Here is a 19580-nt window from a genome sequence, read left to right on the forward strand (position 1 = left end):
TTCCATTGGTTCTTATTGTTGATAATGCCTCGATTCATAGAAGTAAAAAGATGGCTGATTACAGAGAGCTACTTAAAAGTAACTTTTCGACGAATTTGTATTTTATTCCAGCTTATAGCCCTGAGTTAAATCGAATCGAGATGGTATGGAAGCAGATGAAATATTATTGGCGAGATTTTCAAGTCATGACAGCTGATAAAATAGAGCAATGGGTGGAGAGAGTATCAAACCAATTCGGAAAAGAATACATGTTTACTTTTTAATGACAGCTTACTCGGTATAACCTGTCATCTGGTGTAATTCTTTAAATAAGGTTATTACTTGATCTGACAGAGGAACAATATGCTGTAATGCTGTCTGATTCTTCGTCTTAGGAGGTGTGTATTTCCAAACTCGATTTTCAAAATCAATGTCTGCCCACTTCGCCCCTCTTAATTCTCCTGGACGTACAAAAACATGTGGTAATATTTTGACGGCATAATCTATCGCGATATCACCACGGCCAACACTATTATAAATATTCCTTAATAACTGTCCTAACAGCTGCTCATCTGTGATCGCAGATCTATGCTTGGTTTTACCAACTTTTAAAATCCCACTGATGTGGTCTGCCACATTAAATTGGCATAAGCCTAAAGCAATCGCATAACGAAAGACTTGGGATGCTTTGCTTCTCATGCGCTTTGCAGAATCTGTCTTACCTTGCCTTTCGTATATACGACACACTTCTAAAATTTGCGATGGTGTAATACTGTCTATCGGATAATCTCCAATTGCAGCATACAACTTATCCCAAACAAATTGATTCCTTCGCTGAGTGCTAGGCTCCAACTCTTCTGTTTTACGATATTCATTTGCGATTAGCTTAAAAGTATTTTTTTTATGCGTTATTTCAGCTTCTCGTTTTTTCTGCATGGCAGGATCAATATTCTGAACAAGCTGTTCTCTGAACTCACCTCGTTTTGCACGTGCTGATGCTAATGTACAGCTTGGATAAACACCAATTGCGATAGTAGCTCTTTTCTTTGTAATTGGGCGAACATAATCAAAGCGCCAATATGCCCCACCTTTTGTATCTAATAACAGATAAAGGCCGCCACCATCTGAAAGCTTAATATTTTTTTCAGATGATTTCTTTTGCATTGATATTGCTGATTTAATTTTTGAGTCAGTAAGACTAACAACGAGTTTAGGCATCTTTTTACGGTATATTTTTGCAAGAAACGGGATATACCGTAAAAAATACCGTAAAACTTTACGGTATCCTAAAACGCCTTCGGACATTATCGGACAATAGAAAGATATAAGTTGTCAATTTTAATAATATTAGGATCAAATCGAATGTGATCAAACAAAGAAATGGTGCGCTCAGCGGGACTCGAACCCACGCCACAGGCTTCGGAGACCTGTACTCTATCCAGTTGAGCTATGAGCGCGCGCTGCACATCATAACAAAAAATTGCTGAAGGTAAAGCAACTATGTAAAAGTTACGCATTTTTATGCTTATGCTTTAAACAATGTTCCAAACTTGGAACATAGAATTCCATGTAACTTACTTGGTTTATTGGCTCAGATCGCTCACAATAGTGGCTCTATTCCTCAAGTGAGAATTTCATGACTGATGCATTGACGTTAAGGGACGTGTCAAAGACCTATCGAAATGGTTTCCAAGCACTGAAAGGAATTAATTTGACCGTTCCTGAAGGTGAGTTTTATGCCCTACTTGGACCCAATGGTGCAGGTAAATCTACAACCATTAGCATCATCAGTTCTCTCACCAAAAAAACGGCAGGTACTGTCGAAATTTTTGGACATAATCTAGATACCCAACCATCTCAAGCCAAGCAATGCTTAGGGGTTGTACCGCAAGAATTTAACTTTGGTCAGTTTGAAAAGACCTTTGATATTTTGGTCACACAAGCAGGCTATTACGGTATTTCTAAGAGAGTTGCCGAACAACGTGCCGAAGAATATTTAGAAAAACTGGGCTTGTGGGATAAGCGGGCCACTCAAGCGCGAATGCTGTCTGGCGGTATGAAACGTCGTTTAATGATCGCACGTGCCATGATGCACGAGCCGAAACTGCTTATTTTAGATGAACCGACTGCAGGTGTAGATATTGAGCTGCGTCGTTCAATGTGGGATTTTTTAACAGAGATGAATGATAAAGGCACTTCAATCATTCTCACCACCCACTATTTAGAAGAAGCCGAAATGTTGTGTCGTCGTATCGCGATTATTGATCGTGGTGTGATTAAAGAAGACACCTCCATGAAAAACTTCTTAAACCAGTTAAGTGAAGAATCTTTTATTTTCGATTTAGCTGAACCTATTCAGCCGATTCACTTAGATATTATTGGTGTACGATTCAACCTAATTGATGCAGTGACACTAGAAGTCACGATGGATAAAGCTCACACATTAAATGATTTATTTCAACTTTTAGAAACACAAGGCATTCGCGTGCGCAGTATGCGCAATAAGTCCAACCGTCTAGAAGAGTTATTTGTCAAAATGGTCGAAAAGAATTTAGATGGAGCTGCGCAATGAATTTTACCCAACTACGGATTGCACTCTATACCTTAGTGCATAAAGAAGTTCGTCGTTTTATGCGCATATGGCCACAAACCTTGCTACCACCAGCCATCACCATGAGTTTGTACTTTGTGATTTTTGGTAATTTGGTCGGTTCGCGTATTGGTGAAATGGGCGGCTTTAGCTATATGCAATTTATTGTGCCTGGCTTAATTATGATGGCAGTCATCACTAACAGTTATGCTAACGTATCTTCCAGTTTTTTTAGTGCAAAATTCCAGAAAAGCATTGAAGAACTGATTATGAGTCCTGTACCGTTGCATGCCATTTTATGGGGCTATGTTTTGGGTGGTGTTATCCGTGGTGTATTGGTCGGCATTATTGTCACCACCATGAGTTTATTCTTTACCGACCTTTATATTACCAATTGGTTTATCACCATTTACACGGTATTAATTACGTCCTTTTTATTCTCATTAGGCGGTTTTATTAATGCTGTTTATGCCAAATCGTTTGATGATATTTCCATTATACCGACTTTTGTACTGACTCCACTGACTTATTTAGGTGGTGTATTCTATGCTATTAGTGCCTTAAGCCCTTTTTGGCAAAATCTCTCTTTAATTAACCCTGTGGTGTATATGGTGAATGCTTTCCGTTACGGTATTTTAGGGCATAGTGATGTCAATGTGACGATTTCATTATCTGTGATTACACTATGCTGTGCAGTGCTTTATGGTATTGCCTATCATTTACTTTCTCGTGGTTCAGGAATGCGTGAATAATGAGTGTTGAACAATCTCTCCTTGGTAAAGACACCAATTATCCTACAGAATATCAACCTGATATTTTATTCCCTATTTCACGTGTTGATTCACGCGAAAAATATGCAGATGTCGAAGGAATTCGATTGGGGCAAGACTGGTGGCACATTTTTGAAATTTCGTGGTTAAATGCCACAGGCGTTCCGCAAGTTGCGATTGGTCGAATTACGCTACCTGCGTCATCACCCAACCTGATCGAATCAAAATCATTAAAGCTCTACTTTAATAGTATGAACTTTACCCGTTTTCAGTCTGAAGCCAATTTTATCGAAACCGTTGAGCATGATTTAACGGCTGCGGCGCAAGCACCTGTTACCATCACTTTATTTCAGGTCGATGATTTGGCAATTAGTCAGCCTGAAGGTATTTGCATTGATCAGCTCACACCTGAGCGTTTAGAGCAACATCCTGACCCAAGTTTATTGCAATTCGATTTAGAACAAGCTGAAGATATAGAGGTACAACTGTACTCGCATTTATTACGCAGTAACTGTCCTGTAACAGGACAACCTGACTGGGGTACTGTTTTTATCCGTTATCAAGGTAAAAAGCCTTGTTATCGCAGTATTTTGGCTTATATTATTTCTTATCGTCAGCATAATGGTTTCCATGAACAATGTGTGGAACAGATGTTTGCAGACATCTGGCAAAAATTTGCACCTGAAAAACTGATGGTATATGCAACCTATACACGTCGTGGTGGATTAGACATTAACCCTTGTCGTGTATCGGATTTAACATGGATGCCTCGCCCTATTCGTTTAGCGCGACAATAACAACATTGAGGTTGAAAAATGCCATTTTTTGGATTCATTCCATCTGCAGAATTATTAAATACGATTGAAACTGCACAACAGAAAAAAAATTCAAGTGAGCCGCTGTTCCCACTGCGTGACAAAACTGCATTAATGATTAATGAAGAAATTATTGATGCCATTTTAACCGAATTGGTACGTCGTTTTCCTGCAAGCGATAAACGCGACACTGCCGAAAAACTTGCGGGCTATGTCAAATCTACCGTTGCAGTACTCCTAAAACAATTATTAAGCAAAGCGCCCAATGATGTCGTGAAACAATCGATTGAATTTTCTGAGCGCAGTAGCTTTAAAGATGCAGCAGGCAATGCACGTGTAGGTGAAACACTTGATGCGAGTTTAGTGACCAATCTGAAACATAACTATGCCGAAATTCAAGCAGGCAATGAAGTGAATAAAGCCGTTTTGACAGAGTTGTATAAACAGTTTGCAGAAGCGACTGTACGCCACTTTATGAGCGATTTTAACAAAACCCTCGATTTAGGCATGATTAAACGTAAAGCGGCAGATATTGGCGCAGCAGCGGTAATTAAAGCTGTCCATATTGCGGTGGATAAAATCATCCCCAATTTAACCAAAGAAGAACTATTGGTTTTAGCGGAATATCACGACACATTATTCCATCATTAATGCCAGCGAGTTTAGCTGTTGATGTGGTTTAAGTCCTTTTGTTGCATGTTAACTGCAAAATAGTAGGAATTACATGTTCTAGCATCTCATACAACACAAACTAAATATGCAGTATTCTTAAAAGATGCAACCAACCTACACAATGCCTGATTTCAATCAGGCATTTTTATGCACAATTGAAAAGCGGAGTATGTCTGCAACTCTTACACAATTCAGAACAAGTTTTTGCCCCTCAATTGAATTTTGTTACAAATCCTGCGCGCTTTTTACACATTCTTTGTCTATTTTTGTATAAGTTTTTGCAAACCCGTTACGCATGAATGCTATCTTAGCCGCTTGCTTCACTTTGATAGTTTGGCCCAAATAGCGGCTTATTCTACATTTATAAGTAGCAACTTATTTAATGCATATAAATAAGTTGTGTAAATCATCAATTTGGAATTTTTCCCAATATGTTCAAACTTGATTTTTATAACAAACTAAAACGTCTATCTTTACTCATTGGTGCATTTTCTATCACCAGTTTTTGTCAGGCCAATGATTTCCAAAATCATCCGTCATATGCCAATTTTAAACAAAAAACCATGCAGACCTATGGCTTAAGTGCAGCACAAGTCGATTGGGCGATGGAAGGTTCCAAAAACTTACCCAATATCATCAACATCATGAACCGCCCAGGCGAAAGTAAGCCTTGGTACGACTATAAAACTAATTTCCTTGCAGAAAGTACCATTCAGCGTGGTGTGCGCTTTAAACAACAATATGCAGATACGCTCAATAGAGCTGAACAGCAATTTGGTGTACCGCAATCCATTATTTTAGGGATTTTGGGTGTGGAAACAGGTTTTGGGAGCAATAAAGGCTCTTTTGTAACCCGCGATGCCCTTGCTACCTTGGGCTTTGGTTATGAACGTCGCGCAGAATACTTTAAAGATGAACTCGCGGCACTGATCGCATGGTCATATAAAGATGGTGTGCCAACCTCTTCAATTGTTGGTTCTTATGCAGGCGCTGTTGGTTATCCGCAGTTTATGCCAAGCAATATTCCAAAATTTGGAGTCGATTATGACGGCAACGGACATATTGACCTACGCAACTCAGCAGTCGATGCCATTGGCTCCATTGCAAACTACTTGGCACAACATGGTTGGCAGCGCAACCAACCCATTGCATTTGCTGCACGATATATAGGCAACAATCCTGACAGCGTGATTGCCAAAGATTTAACCCTACCAACACCTTACGGGGTTTTAAAGTCGCAAGGGGTAATGCCAATGAATCCAATTGTGCAAATAGATGACCTAGACTTGGTCAATGTTATTCAATTACAAGAAAATTATGGTCATATCTACTATATAACCTATCCAAATTTTCAGGTGATTACGACTTATAACCGTAGCCGTATGTATGCGACTGCACTGTGGTTATTGGGCACTGAAATTGCGAGTCGCTAAGCACAAATTTAAATACAAAACCAAAAAGTCAAGAAATATTTTTGACAATTTGATCACAAAACAAACTTTTTACACATCATGTTACAATATTGATTATTTTTTAATCAAATAGAGTTGGTTTTTGGTACTTTTTGTCATTATTTTCGTATAAAGACTAGACACCTTTAGTAAGGGATGAATATTATCCATTTCGTCAAATGTAGTCGAAAAAGTGAAATTACAGACAGGATTACCGCTATTTCAATCAGTTAAGAGCGAAATAAGTTAAAAATTCTGTCTTCAGGAGTTCAAACCATGCATAGTTCACTTAAATACTTACTTGCACTTTCTGCAGCTGTTGCCCTAAGTCAGTCGCAAGCTGAAATGGTGCAATCATCATTCAATAATGATAATGAGTCATCTAGCCTTGCTGCGCGTGTACTCAACAAAGAAGCACAAAGTTTTAATTCACATTTCTCCAATTTGAATAGCCTTTCAATCACCGAACGTTCAGGCGACCAAATCCGTCGTCAAACGATTGCAGCGAAAATTGAAATTCCTGCTGAAGAGCCTTCAGTGATTGAAAAGTTAAATACAGTGGCATCGAACACTGTACGTAAATTTAGCCAAACAGGTATGGCATCTTGGTACGGTCGTCAATTCCACGGTCGTAAAACTGCAAGCGGTGAAACGTTCGACATGAACGCAATGACTGCTGCACACCGTAGCCTGCCGCTAAACTGCTATATTCGCGTAACCAATAAAAACAATGGTAAGAGCGTTGTAGTTAAAGTAAACGACCGTGGTCCATTCCATGGCAACCGTGTACTCGATCTTTCTTATGGCGCTGCAAAACAATTGGGCATCACCAATGCAGGTACTGCTAAAGTAAGCATCGAGCGTATTGACGGTCCAAACTCTTAAGATTCGCTTACACGACTTCACATTTGACTTAAAAGCCACAGCAATGTGGCTTTTTTAATGCCTGTAAGATTTACAGTCATCCCATGCATCTACGCACAAAGATGATCCACACAAATTTTGTGGCCACTTGAGTTTGAAAATATGAATACTGTTTTGACCACCTCTCTGTTCTCAGTTATATTTTAGACAGCAAAACAATAACAACGGATGATCGGTCTACAGGAGTAGTACATGAAGACAGTAAGCGAGTGGCTAGATGAATACAGCGAGAGCCATCAAAATAAAACCAATAAATTAATTCACTGGGTTTGCGTACCGACGATCTTTTTTTCGATTGTCGCCATCTTGGCGCATTTCAGTGCTTTACTAACAACATTACTTCTAGTACTCAGTTTTATTTTTTATGCACGTTTAGACTTGGTTCTTGCCGTCGCAATGGCAGCTTTAATGCTGGTGATGGCCTGGCTAATTTATGTATTGCCTGTGGGAATGGGTTTTTATATCGCGATTTTTGTTTTGGCATGGATTGGGCAGTTTTATGGTCACAAAATTGAAGGAAAAAAGCCTTCATTCTTCAAAGACCTCCAATTCCTTCTCATTGGCCCAATTTGGTGCATGGATGCCTATTTAGGTAAAATCCTACCCTCTTGGAAAACACGTCGTAAAAACAGCATTATGAGCGTTTAAACGCTATATCCTATTTTTATTATCGGAAGAACCGTTACTGGTAGGTTCTTCCTTGATGTTTTAACCATCCAGCTACGTGTTTATTTGCTGGATCATGATGCGTCCAATGAATCACCCCACCCTTATCTGAGTATTCATATTCACCAAAAAACTCAACGGTATCGCCTTTGGCTATATTGGCAATTCGTGGTGCAAGATCAATATTATGTGCAACCAATACAGTTTGCCCATTGCTCAATTTCAAAATAAATTTTTGATGACTTGAACCTTCGTTGTCATCTGCTAACACTGCAACGACTTGTCCACTCGCACGGACTTGTAGATTACTCTGCTTACGCTCAAACGCACGTTCAATCAGCTGAACACCCTGAGCATCCTGTCCTTGCGGTGTATCTCGCTGTAAGTTCGATTGTTTTTTTTCAGTTTGCGATGTGCGAGCAGTACTTGTAGATGGCGTGTTTGATGTTTCAGACTGAAACTGCTGTAAATCCATGCCAAAAAATGCAGCAATTAACACTACAATAATTGCGCCAATACTTAAATTCTTTTTATTTGCCATATAACCTTCTTGTTCTGATTCCGATCTATATAATCAAGCCAATTACTCATAACATACTGATTTAAAATTAATATCTTTGTTTTTATCTCAATATTTATGCCCCGATTGCATATTGCTAAAACCGATATTCACAAAAAAGCCCCAAAATAAATTGGGGCTTTCCTTACAAAATATTTTACCTTAAGTAAAAATTATTTTGCAGCAGCTTGAGCAGCAGCAACTTCTTCAGCGAAGCTCATTTCTGCTTTTTTCTCAATACCTTCGCCTACTTCGAAACGAACGAATTGAGCAACAGTTGTACCAGTTGCTTTTAATACTTCAGCAACTTTCTTCTCGTTGTCAATTACGTACATTTGACGATCAAGCGCAACTTCGTTCAAGTATTTTTCAACTGAACCAGTTACCATCTTCTCTACGATGTTTGCAGGCTTACCAGATTCAACTGCTTTCGCTTCTGCAATTTCTTTCTCTTTAGCGATAAGATCAGCAGGAATTTGTTCAGCAGTAACAGCAACTGGGTTGAATGCAGCAACGTGCATTGCAATACCTTTACCAGTCGCAGCATCACCTGTGTAAGAAACAACAACACCGATTTTTAAACCGTGCTTGTACACAGCAAGGTTGTCGCCTTCAACGATTTGTGCACGACGAACTTGGATGTTTTCACCAATTTTTTGAACAAGGGCAATACGTGCTTCTTCAACAGTTGCACCATCTTCAAGTTTAAGTTCAGCAATTTTAGCAGCATCAGTTTCGTTTGCAGCTAGAGCAGCAGCAGCAACTTTCGCAGAGAAATCAGCAAAGTTTTCGTCTTTTGCAACGAAGTCAGTTTGACAGTTTACTTCTAAAAGAATCGCTTTATTGCCTTCTTGAACGATTGTGATAGCACCGTCAGCAGCTATGTTACCTGCTTTTTTAGCAGCTTTTGCTTGACCAGATTTACGAAGGTTGTCAATCGCTAATTCGATGTCACCGCCGGCTTCTGTTAATGCTTTTTTACATTCCATCATTGCTAGACCAGTACGATCACGCAATTCTTTAACCATGCTTGCTGTAACTGCAGTCATGTTTATCTCCTAAAATCGGTAGAAAATGAATTCTTTTTTAACAGAAACGGCCCAGAGGGTGTCTCTTGGGCCGTCTGCATACATGACGCTTACTTTGCCACCATCACATGTCGCAAAAATGACAAGCTTACGTCAAAACGCATTAAGCCTCAGAAGCAGGAGCTTCTTCGCCTTTTGCTTGAGCATTGGCTTGAGTTTGAGCGTATTCTTTACCAGCAATGATCGCATCAGCCATTGAAGAAGCGTAAAGTGTAACTGCACGGATCGCATCGTCGTTACCCGGAATAACGTAGTCTACGTTGTCTGGGTTAGAGTTTGTATCAACGATACCGATTACAGGAATACCTAAGTTTTTAGCTTCTTTAATTGCAATTGCTTCGTGATCAACGTCAATTACGAATAATGCGTCAGGTAAACCACCCATGTTTTTCACACCGCCTAAAGCGCGCTCAAGTTTTTCCATTTCACGGCTACGCTCTAAAGCTTCACGTTTAGTAAGCTTAGCAAAAGTACCATCAGTAGACTGAACTTGAAGATCTTTTAAACGGCTGATAGATTGGCGAAGTGTTTTCCAGTTCGTCAACATACCACCTAACCAACGGTGATCTACATATGGTTGACCAGCGCGTTGAGCTTGTTCACGGATGATTGCAGAAGCAGCACGTTTTGTACCAACGAACAAAACTTTGTTCTTTTTGCTAGCCAATTGGTTTGCAAAGTTCAAAGCATCATTTAACGCAGGAACAGTGTGCTCAAGGTTGATGATGTGAATTTTGTTGCGCGCACCAAAGATGTATTGACGCATCTTTGGGTTCCAGAAACGTGTTTGGTGACCAAAGTGTGCGCCAGCTTGAAGAAGGTCGCGCATGCTTACGTTGTAATCTGCCATTTTCTTTACCTTAAATGTTTGGGTTAGGCCTCCATATATCCGCATTCTCCACCCCAAAGGGCACCCAGAGTAATGTGACGATATATGTGCGGATTTTTAATTCCCTTTTTACCTTGCCTTATGAAACATATTCATAAAAAGCATTTGATAAAATGGGCGGCTATTTATACCATAGTCACATACAAATTTCCAAAAGTTTTTAAAGATCATGAACACAACTTATCAAGCACCTCGTCGACTCATCAAAACCGCAGAAGATATTGAGAAAATGCGCGTGGCAGGACGACTAGCAGCAGAAGTTTTGGAGATGATCAAAGCACACGTTAAACCAGGTGTTACCACGCTCGAACTGGATACGATTTGCCATGACTATATTGTCAATCAACAGCAAGCCATTCCTGCCTGCTTAGGTTATGGTGCTGCTCCAGGACGTCCAGCCTTCCAACATACCATTTGCACCTCGGTTAACCATGTGGTCTGTCACGGCATTCCATCGGAAAATAAAGTGCTGAAAAAAGGTGATATTTTAAATATTGATGTCACGGTCATTAAAGATGGCTTCCACGGCGATACCAATATGATGTATATCGTAGGTGGCGAAACTTCCATTTTGGCCAATCGTTTGTGCAAAGTTGCCCAAGAGGCGATGTATCGCGGCATGGCAACAGTTAAACCAGGTTCAACCATTGGGGATATTGGACATGCGATACAAAAATATGTCGAATCTGAACGCTTTAGCGTGGTACGTGAATATTGTGGTCATGGTATTGGCACAACCTTCCATGATGAACCGCAAGTATTGCACTATGGTCAAGCCAATACAGGCATGATTTTAGAAGAAGGCATGACTTTTACCATTGAACCAATGGTCAATGCAGGCGTATGGCAAACCAAATTACTTGGCGATAAATGGACCGTGGTGACTAAAGATCACAAGCTTTCAGCGCAATATGAACACACTATTTTAGTCACCAAAAATGGCTTGGAAGTACTCACTGCCCGTCCTGATGAAGATTTATCACGCTTTACTGCATAACTTGTTTTTAGCCAAAAGTTGTCATTGGCTAAAAATTTAACAAGCACGTCAAAAAGATCAGTTCCGGCTGATCTTTTTTATTAATCTTAATTCATACAATTTTAATAAAATCTATTTATTTCAAATCTATAGAACGTAAAAACCAGCCAACATAACAACCACTTTCACGTATTCGATAATTTTAATTTAACAAAACACCTGCACACTTTTGCAGTTATTCACAAAAATTTAAAAAATATGTTGTAAAAACAACAGTTTTATTTTCCTCCCCTATTCAATATACCTAACATAACAACGCTAAAAAGCACACAAATTGGACATGGAGTTCCACAATGAAAAAAACACTTTGCTGTTTAACACTGAGCAGTTTGTCAGTCATCAGTTATGCCAACTCACCTTATTTTAGTTTAAAAGATGGTGATGGTTTTAAACGCTTTTCTGTTTCAGTAGGTGCACTGCATGTTATGCCGCAAGGCAAGGCACAACCTTTTCGAGTCAATACAGCTATTCACAACGGCTACACAGCCGATGTCGGTGATGTTCAATCGCAAACTGTAAAAGATAACTTACGTGACGGATTTGAGCCTCCCTTATTATTAAATGGAGCATTGAATTTGCTGCCTACCATTCCTGCCAACATGAGTGGACAGGCCACAATTTCAGGTTTGGAGCAATGGGATAATCCTGGCACAGGTTTAGAAGCAGATGATGTCACCACACTCGGTATTATCAGCAACTATTACTTTACCGATAATATTTCCTTTGAAGTCAAAGGCGGCATTCCACCCAAAGTTGATTTGCAAGGCAAAGGGAAAATTTATGCTCCTTTCTCCGCCATTGCACGTCCATTAGGCGGTGCGCTGGGTGAGTTAGAATTACAAAATGATATTTTGATTACCGATTTAGAAGCACATGGCCCTGCTGCTTCTGCCCGTGCTTGGACACCAGCATTTGAGTTTCAATACCATTTTGGCAAAACAGGTGTAAATAAATTCCGTCCTTATGTCGGTGTCGGTTTAATGTACGCTTATTTTAATGAATTAGAAATTAACCCACGCACTGAACAAGACCTGATCGCCGCTGGTCACATGATTGCCAATATTAAAGAAGGGAAAGCGGGCGCATCTTTAGAAGGCACACCAAGTGCAGCCAACCCTAAAGTTGAATTAGACGCCACCGATGCCTTTGCGCCCGTTGCCACTGTCGGCTTTACCTATGACTTTAATGAAAAATGGTTTGCGGTCGGTTCTGTATCTTATGCACATCTTAAAAACAAAACCACCATTACTGTGACCGATGCTAAACACGGCGAACTCATTCACTCCAAAGCCGATATTGAAGTGAATCCGATCATTGCATACGCAGGTTTTGGGATGCGCTTTTAAGCTATAATTTTACTCTTCCCACTTTCAACTAAAAATAAGACGGCTACGGTCGTCTTATTTTTTCTTTTACTTTTTAATTAAAGTAATCGCTTCAATCTTGATAACTCAATTTTATCATTTGATGAATTTTATTTTATCGCGATCCTGCGCTGAATCGACTACCATAGCAGTCTGTTTGCTGTTGTTGGATGCCTTATGTCGAATGCTCAATTTTCCAAACCTCTGATTTACATGTTAATTGGAAGTGCCGTTATTTTGGCATTATCACTTGGCGTTCGGCATGCGTTTGGCTTGTATTTGGTGCCTATGAGCCACGAATTTGGCTGGGGTCATAATGTCTTTAGTTTAGCCATTGCCATGCAAAACCTGATTTGGGGTGCAGTCCAACCCATCACAGGTGCTTTTGCAGACAAATATGGTAGTAAAATTGTGGTTGCAGTTGGTGGCGCACTGTATGCGCTCGGTTTACTGCTCATGGCAGTCAGTTCGACAGGGTTATTGCTAAATTTAAGTGTGGGTTTAATTTTAGGTTTAGCACTTTCTGCGACCTCATTCCCTGTACTACTTTCTGCTGTGGGGCGTGCAGCACCACCCGAAAAGCGCAGCCTTGCGATGGGCATTGCCAGTGCCGCAGGCTCGTTTGGGCAGTTTATTATGTTGCCATCAACCTTATTATTATTACAAAGTGTGGGCTGGTCAGGCGCTTTAATTGTCAGTGCAATTTTAATTACGTTAATTATTCCTTTGGCATGGATGCTCAAAGCACCTATGTACCAAAACCCCAATACAATCTCAACCAGTCAACCCGCTTTAGGCTTTAAACAAGTTTTGGTGATTGCCAAAAACCACAAACCCTTTTGGTTTTTAGCTTTAGGTTTTTTTGTCTGTGGCTTTCAAGTGGTGTTTATCGGGATTCACCTTCCTAGCTACTTAATTGATCATGGCTTTAATGCAACCACAGGCACAGTTTTTCTGGCACTCGTGGGTTTATTTAATATTGTGGGCACCTATACAGCGGGTTGGTTAGGTGGCCGCTATTCCAAACCGCATTTGCTGATGTGGCTTTACGGATTACGCGGGATTGCCATTATCGCCTTTTTAATCCTGCCTTTAAGCATCTGGACAATTTATGCATTCGGGATCATTATGGGTTTATTGTGGTTATCTACAGTTCCTTTGACCAATGGTATTGTGGCAAATATGTTTGGGATTAAATACCTGACCATGCTCAGTGGCATTGTGTTTTTCACACACCAAGTCGGCTCATTTTTTGGTGGATGGCTTGGCGGTTTAAATCACGATCTAACAGGTAACTATAATGCAATCTGGATTGTTTCTATTGCTTTAAGTGCGTTTGCGGTCTTGGTACATTTTTGGGTAGATGAGGAGCACGTCATTCATGATTAATTCTTTATTTAATTTTAAATTATGGCTCACACTTGCCATCACTGCCCTTTTTGGTTTGTCGATTTTTTTATGGGCGCAAACACCACAGCTATTTGAATATTTTAATCAGGCGTTTTGTGCGCATTAAAGCGCAACATTACGCCATATCGCTAAAATCTCAAGCAATAAAATACCCCTCAAGAATAATCTTATGGGGTATTTTAAAATACGCTAAACCCAACTAATTCAACATTAAAACAAACGATTCATCCCATTTAAGGTCGCGACACGGTAAGCTTCTGCCATAGTTGGGTAATTGAATGTCGTTTCCACAAAATACTTAATAGTATTGTTCGGGCTGTTCATCACCGCCTGACCAATGTGGATAATTTCCGCAGCATTATTACCAAAGCAATGCACGCCCAGCACTTCTAAAGTGTCACGGTGGAATAAAATCTTCAATTCACCCACTGTATCACCCGTAATTTGCGCACGAGCCAAATGACGGAAAGATGCCTGACCAACTTCATAAGGGATTTTTTCTTCTGTCAACTCCTGCTCAGTTTTACCAATCGAAGAAATTTCTGGAATGGTATAAATACCTGTTGGAATATCGGTTACAGGCGCAACATTTTCTTCGCCACTCATATTTGCACCCGCGCAACGACCTTGGTCATAGGCAGCTGATGCCAATGATGGCCAACCAATCACATCACCCGCAGCATAGATATTATCTACTTCGGTTTGATATTGATCATTGACTGTTAATTGACCACGGCTGTTTGGTTTAAGTTCTACGTTTTCTAAACCTAAACCATCGGTATTACCTGAACGTCCGTTACACCATAAAATCGCATCAGCTTTAATTTTCTTGCCACTTTGCAAATATAAAACCACGTGATCATCAAAAGTTTCTAAATGATCAATTTGCTCATTGTGGCGAATCAGAACCCCTTGCGCACGTAAGTGATATGACAAAGCATCTGAAATTTCATCATCCAAATAGCTGAGCAATTTGTGCTGAGTATTAATCAAATCAACTTTATGATCTAAACCAATGAAGATGGATGCATATTCGCAACCAATCACACCCGCGCCATAAATGATGATTTTTTGAATCGAGAAATCCAAATCCAAAATTTTGTCTGAATCAAATACACGCGGATGGTTGAAATCTAACATTTCTGGGCGATATGGACGGCTACCTGTCGCAATCACAATTTGATGACACATAATGGTTTCTTTAATGCCATCTGCACCAAATACCATGACCGTGTTTTTATCTTGGATATAAGCACGACCATGATAAATCGCAATTTCATTACGGTCATAAAAGCGTGAGTGCGTTTCAACTTGCTGCTGAATAACTTTATGTGCACTTTGCAACACTTGTTTCATGGTGAACTGACGCCAATCACCCATTTTTTTAAACATTGGGTCACGGCGATAACGGATAATATTCGACACTGTCTGACGCAATGCTTTACTTGGAATGGTGCCCACATGGGTACAGTTACCGCCAAGCTGCTCACGAACATCTACAATCGCAACACGCTTACCTGATTTGGCAAGTTTCATTGCCGCGCCTTCACCCGCTGGGCCTGAACCGAGAACAACCGCATCATACTTCACGAAAGTTCCACTAACGACCTCTTTTTTACGTGGCATTCAACGCTCCTTTTATTTAAATCTGTCTTTTCAATGGGCTATATTATGACGTAAATCTTTTGAATTTTCTGTATTTACTGTGCATATATTACGTGATAACCACATTTTTTATATGAATATCGTTTTTACCCAATTTAAGCACAATTTCGTTATAATAATCATCTTATGATGATGTTAAGGTGACATTTTACTTTTGCCTTTAGATTCGATTTAATCGGACTCTATTTTACGTAAAATCTACCCTACACTAAATCTCTCCCCTTTCAAAAACAGTGGAAAAGTTGAATATGTCTGCAAACCGTAAACCAGAACAGGGTGTCAAACTTCGTGGTGCTGAAAAAGTCGCACGTATTCCTGTAAAAGTTATTCCTACGGTTGAAACGCCTCGTAAGCCTGACTGGATTCGGGTCAAAATGACGGCACCAGAAGAGGTTCAACGCATCAAAACCACTTTGCGTCAGCAAAAATTGCACACCGTTTGTGAAGAAGCTGCTTGTCCAAACCTGCCAGAATGTTTTGGCGGCGGTACAGCAACCTTTATGATTATGGGTGATATTTGTACGCGTCGCTGCCCGTTCTGTGATGTTGCACATGGTCGTCCAAATGCACTAGATCCTGATGAACCGCGTCACATGGCAGAAACGATTGCCAACTTAGGCTTAAAATATGCCGTGATCACCTCTGTAGACCGTGATGACTTGTTAGATGGTGGCGCACAACATTTTGTCGATTGCATTAAAGAAACCCGTTCTGTAAGCCCAAATACGTTGTTGGAAATTTTGGTGCCAGACTTCCGTGGCCGTATGGATATTGCACTACGCATTATGACCGAATGTCCGCCAGATGTTTTTAACCACAATATTGAAACTGTACCGCGTTTATATAAAGCCATGCGTCCAGGTTCAGACTATCAGCACTCTTTGAACTTGCTGAAAATGTTTAAAGAATATTGCCCAGATATTCCAACCAAATGCGGTTTAATGGTGGGTATTGGCGAAACTGAAGCAGAAGTCATTGCACTGTTAGATGACCTTAAAGCGCACGATGTAGATTATGTGACCATTGGTCAATATTTACAGCCATCTAAAGAACATGCACCGATTGACCGCTTTGTAACACCTGAAGAATTTGAGCGTTATACAGCGCATGGTCAAAAGTTAGGTTTTAAAAATATTTGGGCTGCGCCAATGGTGCGTTCAAGTTATTTTGCAGACCGTCAATATTATGGTGAACCTGTACCAACAGTACGTCGCAAAGCTGACCCTGCTAAAAAAATTACGGTGCAAACCATTGAAGCTTAACACTCGCTTATTTCAAAATTTGTGATAAAGCTAAAACAGCCCCGACTTTATGTTTGGGGCTTTTTTTATGCCTTGTGGATATATTTAAAATAGCTGATTGTGAACATTTTTATTGTCTACGACTAACTGCACATGCTATTGCAGCCATAAATTGTTAATCTATGCTTCAAGTTCAAACAATAAAATAGGGATAGTAAACATGTCACAACAAGACTATGACAATGGCTTAAAAGTTCGTACTGAAGTCATGGGCGAAAGCTTTGTAAAACGCGCACAGGACAACACTGTACCATTTACCCAACCTTTGCAAGACTGGATTGATTAATTTTAAAATAATAAGCAATTCAACAACATAATAAACAATGATGTTTTTGTGGCGTAAAATTGGTGTAAATAAATACCACCAAAGCATCCATACAAATATACAGATTTTAATGTATCCTAAAACAGCAAACCCCAACACGCCACGTTGCGTAGGGTTTGCCCATAAGGATTTTCACACCCAGCTTTTCAGTTTTGCTAAGTGCGCTTTACGATCTTCAAAGCCGTTATAGCCGCCATTAATGCGTCGTGTAATCGCTCTTAAATCATCTTGATCTGCTAAAGCATTCAAGCCATTATCTGACCAAAACTTACAAGCTACGAGCAAGCCGACACTTGGGATTGCCACAATCTCAGGATTGTTTTCAAAGTCGATGCCAAGCTGCTGACCGTATCTGCGATAGTTAGCACGTCCAGTCAATTGAATTGGCCCACGACCTTTATATCGCTTTCCATCCCCTGCTTGTGTATTACCTAAATCCTTTCGCCCCTCATACGCTGCACCAGATGCAATTTCTTCCATATAGCGGAAGTTGCCCGACTCATGTGCAAGTTGCGCTAAGAAGTGAATCAATCGAAGTGAGTTATCGAGGATGCCATACGTGCGGAAATGAACATTTGCAGCCAAGCCTAGTTCTTCAGCGCACGCTTGACTAGCACCAAGCTTGCGAAATACAGCAGTCAAGGTGCCACGCCCGATGATGCCATCGTCATGCGCACCGACTGCTTTTTGCAGTTTCTTAATCTGAGCTAGATTCATCATTATCACCATGCAATTCAGGCTGATATTTCAAGCGGGAAAAAACACTTAAAACATTGTTTAAGAAGCCAAGCCATAACACCCATGAGTGTGGCAATAGCTCTTTAATCTCTTGTGGTACTGCTGCCCAAACTTGTGGAAAGTTAGAACCGAATAGCCACAACAATTCAAAAGCCGCATACATCAAGACGTAAAAAAAGGCCCATAAGGCGCCAACTTGTACTGACTTGAGTTTCCAAGCTTGTTTCCAGTCATTAATTAATTTCACTTGTTGCCACCCCCGATAATCGCAACGAAAGCAGCTTTCACTTCCGCAATGACTTCTGCAATTGATTTACCCTGCATCAGTGCAATTGATTGATAAACGATACCAATCGTCAATAATCCAAATACAGCGAAAATCAACATCACAAAGCCTTGCGCCATGTGTGAATATTGGTTTAATTCGTAGTATTCAATGAATGCAGCACCGCCATATAAGCTGACTGACACACTGAATAAGAATTTACCGATCACGCCTAACGTGACCTGAATTTTCCCGTCTTTATCAATATCCCCGCTAAGCACTAAAGCAAGGATTGCCCCCACAACTGCTGGAACTAATTTAATGACCCACGGTAACGTGTTTTCTTGCATTGTCTTTTCTCCAGACATAAAAAAACGCCCTTTCGGGCGCTTGCTTCAATTTAAATTTTCACACTTCGATTTGCACTACATCACCGCTTGCTGCCAAGCGTTTTATCTCCCCATCTGATATAAAAACCGTTGCGCCGACGTTGTAGCGCGTCGTACTGGTACACATCACCAAGCCTGACCCATCTACAACTAAAACTTTATAATTCGGATGATTTTCATGCGTGATTTGCCCGACAAATTCAGGCGCTTTGGGCATTAAATCAATCAATCTTTGCAGTGCATTACTCACGATTTACACGCTCCACTTTGACAGTTTGATTCACTTTGGCATGGCTGAATGACACGCTGACACTTTCAACGATGCCCCACCACTCAGCGTTAAATGCAAAGACTTCGCCTGGTGCGCATTCGCCAACTTCTGTAGAAATTGGCATGGTCAATGTATGTGTTTCTACCATACCTGCTTTGGCTAATTTGGCTTTACCAAAGGCGCCCATACTGACCACATCAAACAAAGGATTGTTTTCAGGTGGCAATAGCACGTCTGCTGCTGTGCCTGTGCGTTTGACTTGCCCTTGCTTGCCTGTTCTATCATTGGTCAGCGTAATGCCGTTGTAATCGGGATAAAGCTCATAATCTGTAGACTGGCTTGTTACCAGTGAATCAGGTGCCAATCTGTCGTAATCATCGACTGTGAGCGCATCCCAAAAGGTCTTTTTATAA

General features: G+C 40.4%; 21 protein-coding genes, 1 tRNA gene and 2 pseudogenes. 13 read left to right on the forward strand and 11 right to left on the reverse strand.

Translation table 11 applies throughout. The features are described 5' to 3' along the window. Positions 1-263, forward strand: a 263-nt coding sequence (locus tag B2W49_RS01545; protein WP_180062054.1) for a transposase, incomplete at its 5' end; no start/stop codon positions are given. Positions 264-270: 7 nt separating this feature from the next. Here B2W49_RS01545 and B2W49_RS01550 read toward each other — a convergent pair. Both B2W49_RS01550 and B2W49_RS01555 read right to left on the reverse strand, forming a co-directional pair. Beyond that, positions 271-1197, reverse strand: coding sequence for a tyrosine-type recombinase/integrase (locus B2W49_RS01550; RefSeq protein WP_291333945.1), 927 nt, complete (start codon positions 1195-1197; stop codon positions 271-273). Positions 1198-1360: 163 nt separating this feature from the next. Next, a tRNA-Arg gene (locus B2W49_RS01555) sits at positions 1361-1436 on the reverse strand. A gap of 179 nt (positions 1437-1615) precedes the next feature. Here B2W49_RS01555 and B2W49_RS01560 point away from each other — a divergent pair. From B2W49_RS01560 to B2W49_RS01590, 7 genes are all read left to right on the forward strand, one after another. Further along, a complete protein-coding gene (locus tag B2W49_RS01560) occupies positions 1616-2551 on the forward strand; it encodes an ABC transporter ATP-binding protein (RefSeq protein WP_291333947.1) in 936 nt (311 codons plus the stop codon). Then, positions 2548-3321: an ABC transporter permease gene (locus B2W49_RS01565; protein ID WP_291333949.1), complete on the forward strand. Its 774-nt coding sequence runs from the start codon at positions 2548-2550 to the stop codon at positions 3319-3321. Before B2W49_RS01560 ends, B2W49_RS01565 begins: the two co-directional genes overlap by 4 nt. Next, positions 3321-4136: an NADPH-dependent 7-cyano-7-deazaguanine reductase QueF gene (queF, locus tag B2W49_RS01570; protein ID WP_291333950.1), complete on the forward strand. Its 816-nt coding sequence runs from the start codon at positions 3321-3323 to the stop codon at positions 4134-4136. Before B2W49_RS01565 ends, queF begins: the two co-directional genes overlap by 1 nt. Before the next feature lie 18 nt (positions 4137-4154). Next, positions 4155-4805, forward strand: a complete 651-nt coding sequence (locus tag B2W49_RS01575) for a hypothetical protein (RefSeq protein ID WP_291333952.1) — start codon at positions 4155-4157, stop codon at positions 4803-4805. Between the two features lie 452 nt (positions 4806-5257). After that, positions 5258-6259, forward strand: a complete 1002-nt coding sequence (mltB, locus tag B2W49_RS01580; protein WP_291333954.1) for a lytic murein transglycosylase B — start codon at positions 5258-5260, stop codon at positions 6257-6259. 294 nt (positions 6260-6553) lie between these two features. After that, entirely contained in the window at positions 6554-7162 is a 609-nt protein-coding gene (locus B2W49_RS01585) for a septal ring lytic transglycosylase RlpA family protein (protein WP_004972798.1), read from the forward strand. A gap of 231 nt (positions 7163-7393) precedes the next feature. Beyond that, positions 7394-7849 carry a DUF962 domain-containing protein gene (locus B2W49_RS01590; protein WP_291333960.1) on the forward strand — a complete coding sequence of 152 codons (456 nt, stop codon included), beginning with the start codon at positions 7394-7396 and terminating at the stop codon, positions 7847-7849. A gap of 34 nt (positions 7850-7883) precedes the next feature. On the opposite strand, the gene B2W49_RS01595 is transcribed toward B2W49_RS01590, so the two are convergent. From B2W49_RS01595 to rpsB, 3 genes are all read right to left on the reverse strand, one after another. Further along, positions 7884-8408: a DUF3465 domain-containing protein gene (locus tag B2W49_RS01595; RefSeq protein ID WP_291333962.1), complete on the reverse strand. Its 525-nt coding sequence runs from the start codon at positions 8406-8408 to the stop codon at positions 7884-7886. A 191-nt stretch (positions 8409-8599) separates the two neighbouring features. Beyond that, positions 8600-9475, reverse strand: coding sequence for a translation elongation factor Ts (gene tsf / locus B2W49_RS01600; RefSeq protein WP_291333964.1), 876 nt, complete (start codon positions 9473-9475; stop codon positions 8600-8602). A gap of 142 nt (positions 9476-9617) precedes the next feature. Next, positions 9618-10364 carry a 30S ribosomal protein S2 gene (rpsB, locus tag B2W49_RS01605; RefSeq protein WP_004972791.1) on the reverse strand — a complete coding sequence of 249 codons (747 nt, stop codon included), beginning with the start codon at positions 10362-10364 and terminating at the stop codon, positions 9618-9620. 208 nt (positions 10365-10572) lie between these two features. Between rpsB and map the strand changes: the two genes are divergently transcribed. The 3 genes from map to B2W49_RS01620 all read left to right on the forward strand — a co-directional run bounded on the left by map (position 10573) and on the right by B2W49_RS01620 (position 14192). Then, positions 10573-11400: a type I methionyl aminopeptidase gene (gene map / locus B2W49_RS01610; protein WP_291333968.1), complete on the forward strand. Its 828-nt coding sequence runs from the start codon at positions 10573-10575 to the stop codon at positions 11398-11400. A 332-nt stretch (positions 11401-11732) separates the two neighbouring features. Beyond that, complete coding sequence (locus B2W49_RS01615) at positions 11733-12785, forward strand: OmpW/AlkL family protein (RefSeq protein ID WP_291333970.1); 1053 nt, start codon at positions 11733-11735, stop codon at positions 12783-12785. A gap of 195 nt (positions 12786-12980) precedes the next feature. Then, positions 12981-14192, forward strand: a complete 1212-nt coding sequence (locus B2W49_RS01620; protein ID WP_291333972.1) for an MFS transporter — start codon at positions 12981-12983, stop codon at positions 14190-14192. Positions 14193-14423: 231 nt separating this feature from the next. On the opposite strand, the gene sthA is transcribed toward B2W49_RS01620, so the two are convergent. Beyond that, the gene (gene sthA, locus B2W49_RS01625) at positions 14424-15839 is read right to left on the reverse strand and encodes a Si-specific NAD(P)(+) transhydrogenase (protein WP_291333974.1); all 1416 of its coding nucleotides are present in this window, start codon (positions 15837-15839) and stop codon (positions 14424-14426) included. A gap of 287 nt (positions 15840-16126) precedes the next feature. On the opposite strand from sthA, the gene lipA reads away from it, so the two are divergent. Beyond that, complete coding sequence (gene lipA / locus B2W49_RS01630) at positions 16127-17140, forward strand: lipoyl synthase (protein ID WP_291333976.1); 1014 nt, start codon at positions 16127-16129, stop codon at positions 17138-17140. Between the two features lie 199 nt (positions 17141-17339). Continuing rightward, positions 17340-17462: pseudogene (locus B2W49_RS01635) on the forward strand (4-carboxymuconolactone decarboxylase); the annotation flags it as partial. Between the two features lie 174 nt (positions 17463-17636). Here the strand turns inward: B2W49_RS01635 and B2W49_RS01640 are convergent. The 5 genes and pseudogenes from B2W49_RS01640 to B2W49_RS01660 all read right to left on the reverse strand — a co-directional run. Continuing rightward, a complete protein-coding gene (locus B2W49_RS01640) occupies positions 17637-18221 on the reverse strand; it encodes a glycoside hydrolase family 19 protein (RefSeq protein ID WP_291333978.1) in 585 nt (194 codons plus the stop codon). Beyond that, a complete protein-coding gene (locus B2W49_RS01645) occupies positions 18202-18489 on the reverse strand; it encodes a hypothetical protein (RefSeq protein WP_291333980.1) in 288 nt (95 codons plus the stop codon). The genes B2W49_RS01640 and B2W49_RS01645 overlap by 20 nt, the downstream gene beginning before the upstream one ends. Beyond that, a complete protein-coding gene (locus B2W49_RS01650; protein WP_291333982.1) occupies positions 18486-18857 on the reverse strand; it encodes a hypothetical protein in 372 nt (123 codons plus the stop codon). The genes B2W49_RS01645 and B2W49_RS01650 overlap by 4 nt, the downstream gene beginning before the upstream one ends. Positions 18858-18915: 58 nt before the next feature. Next, positions 18916-19146: a hypothetical protein gene (locus B2W49_RS01655; protein WP_291333984.1), complete on the reverse strand. Its 231-nt coding sequence runs from the start codon at positions 19144-19146 to the stop codon at positions 18916-18918. After that, positions 19139-19580, reverse strand: a pseudogene (locus B2W49_RS01660) (hypothetical protein); the annotation flags it as partial. The gene B2W49_RS01655 and the pseudogene B2W49_RS01660, both read right to left, overlap by 8 nt.

The sequence above is a fragment of the Acinetobacter sp. UBA801 genome (assembly GCA_002296655.1).
Classification (GTDB): Bacteria; Pseudomonadota; Gammaproteobacteria; order Pseudomonadales; family Moraxellaceae; genus Acinetobacter.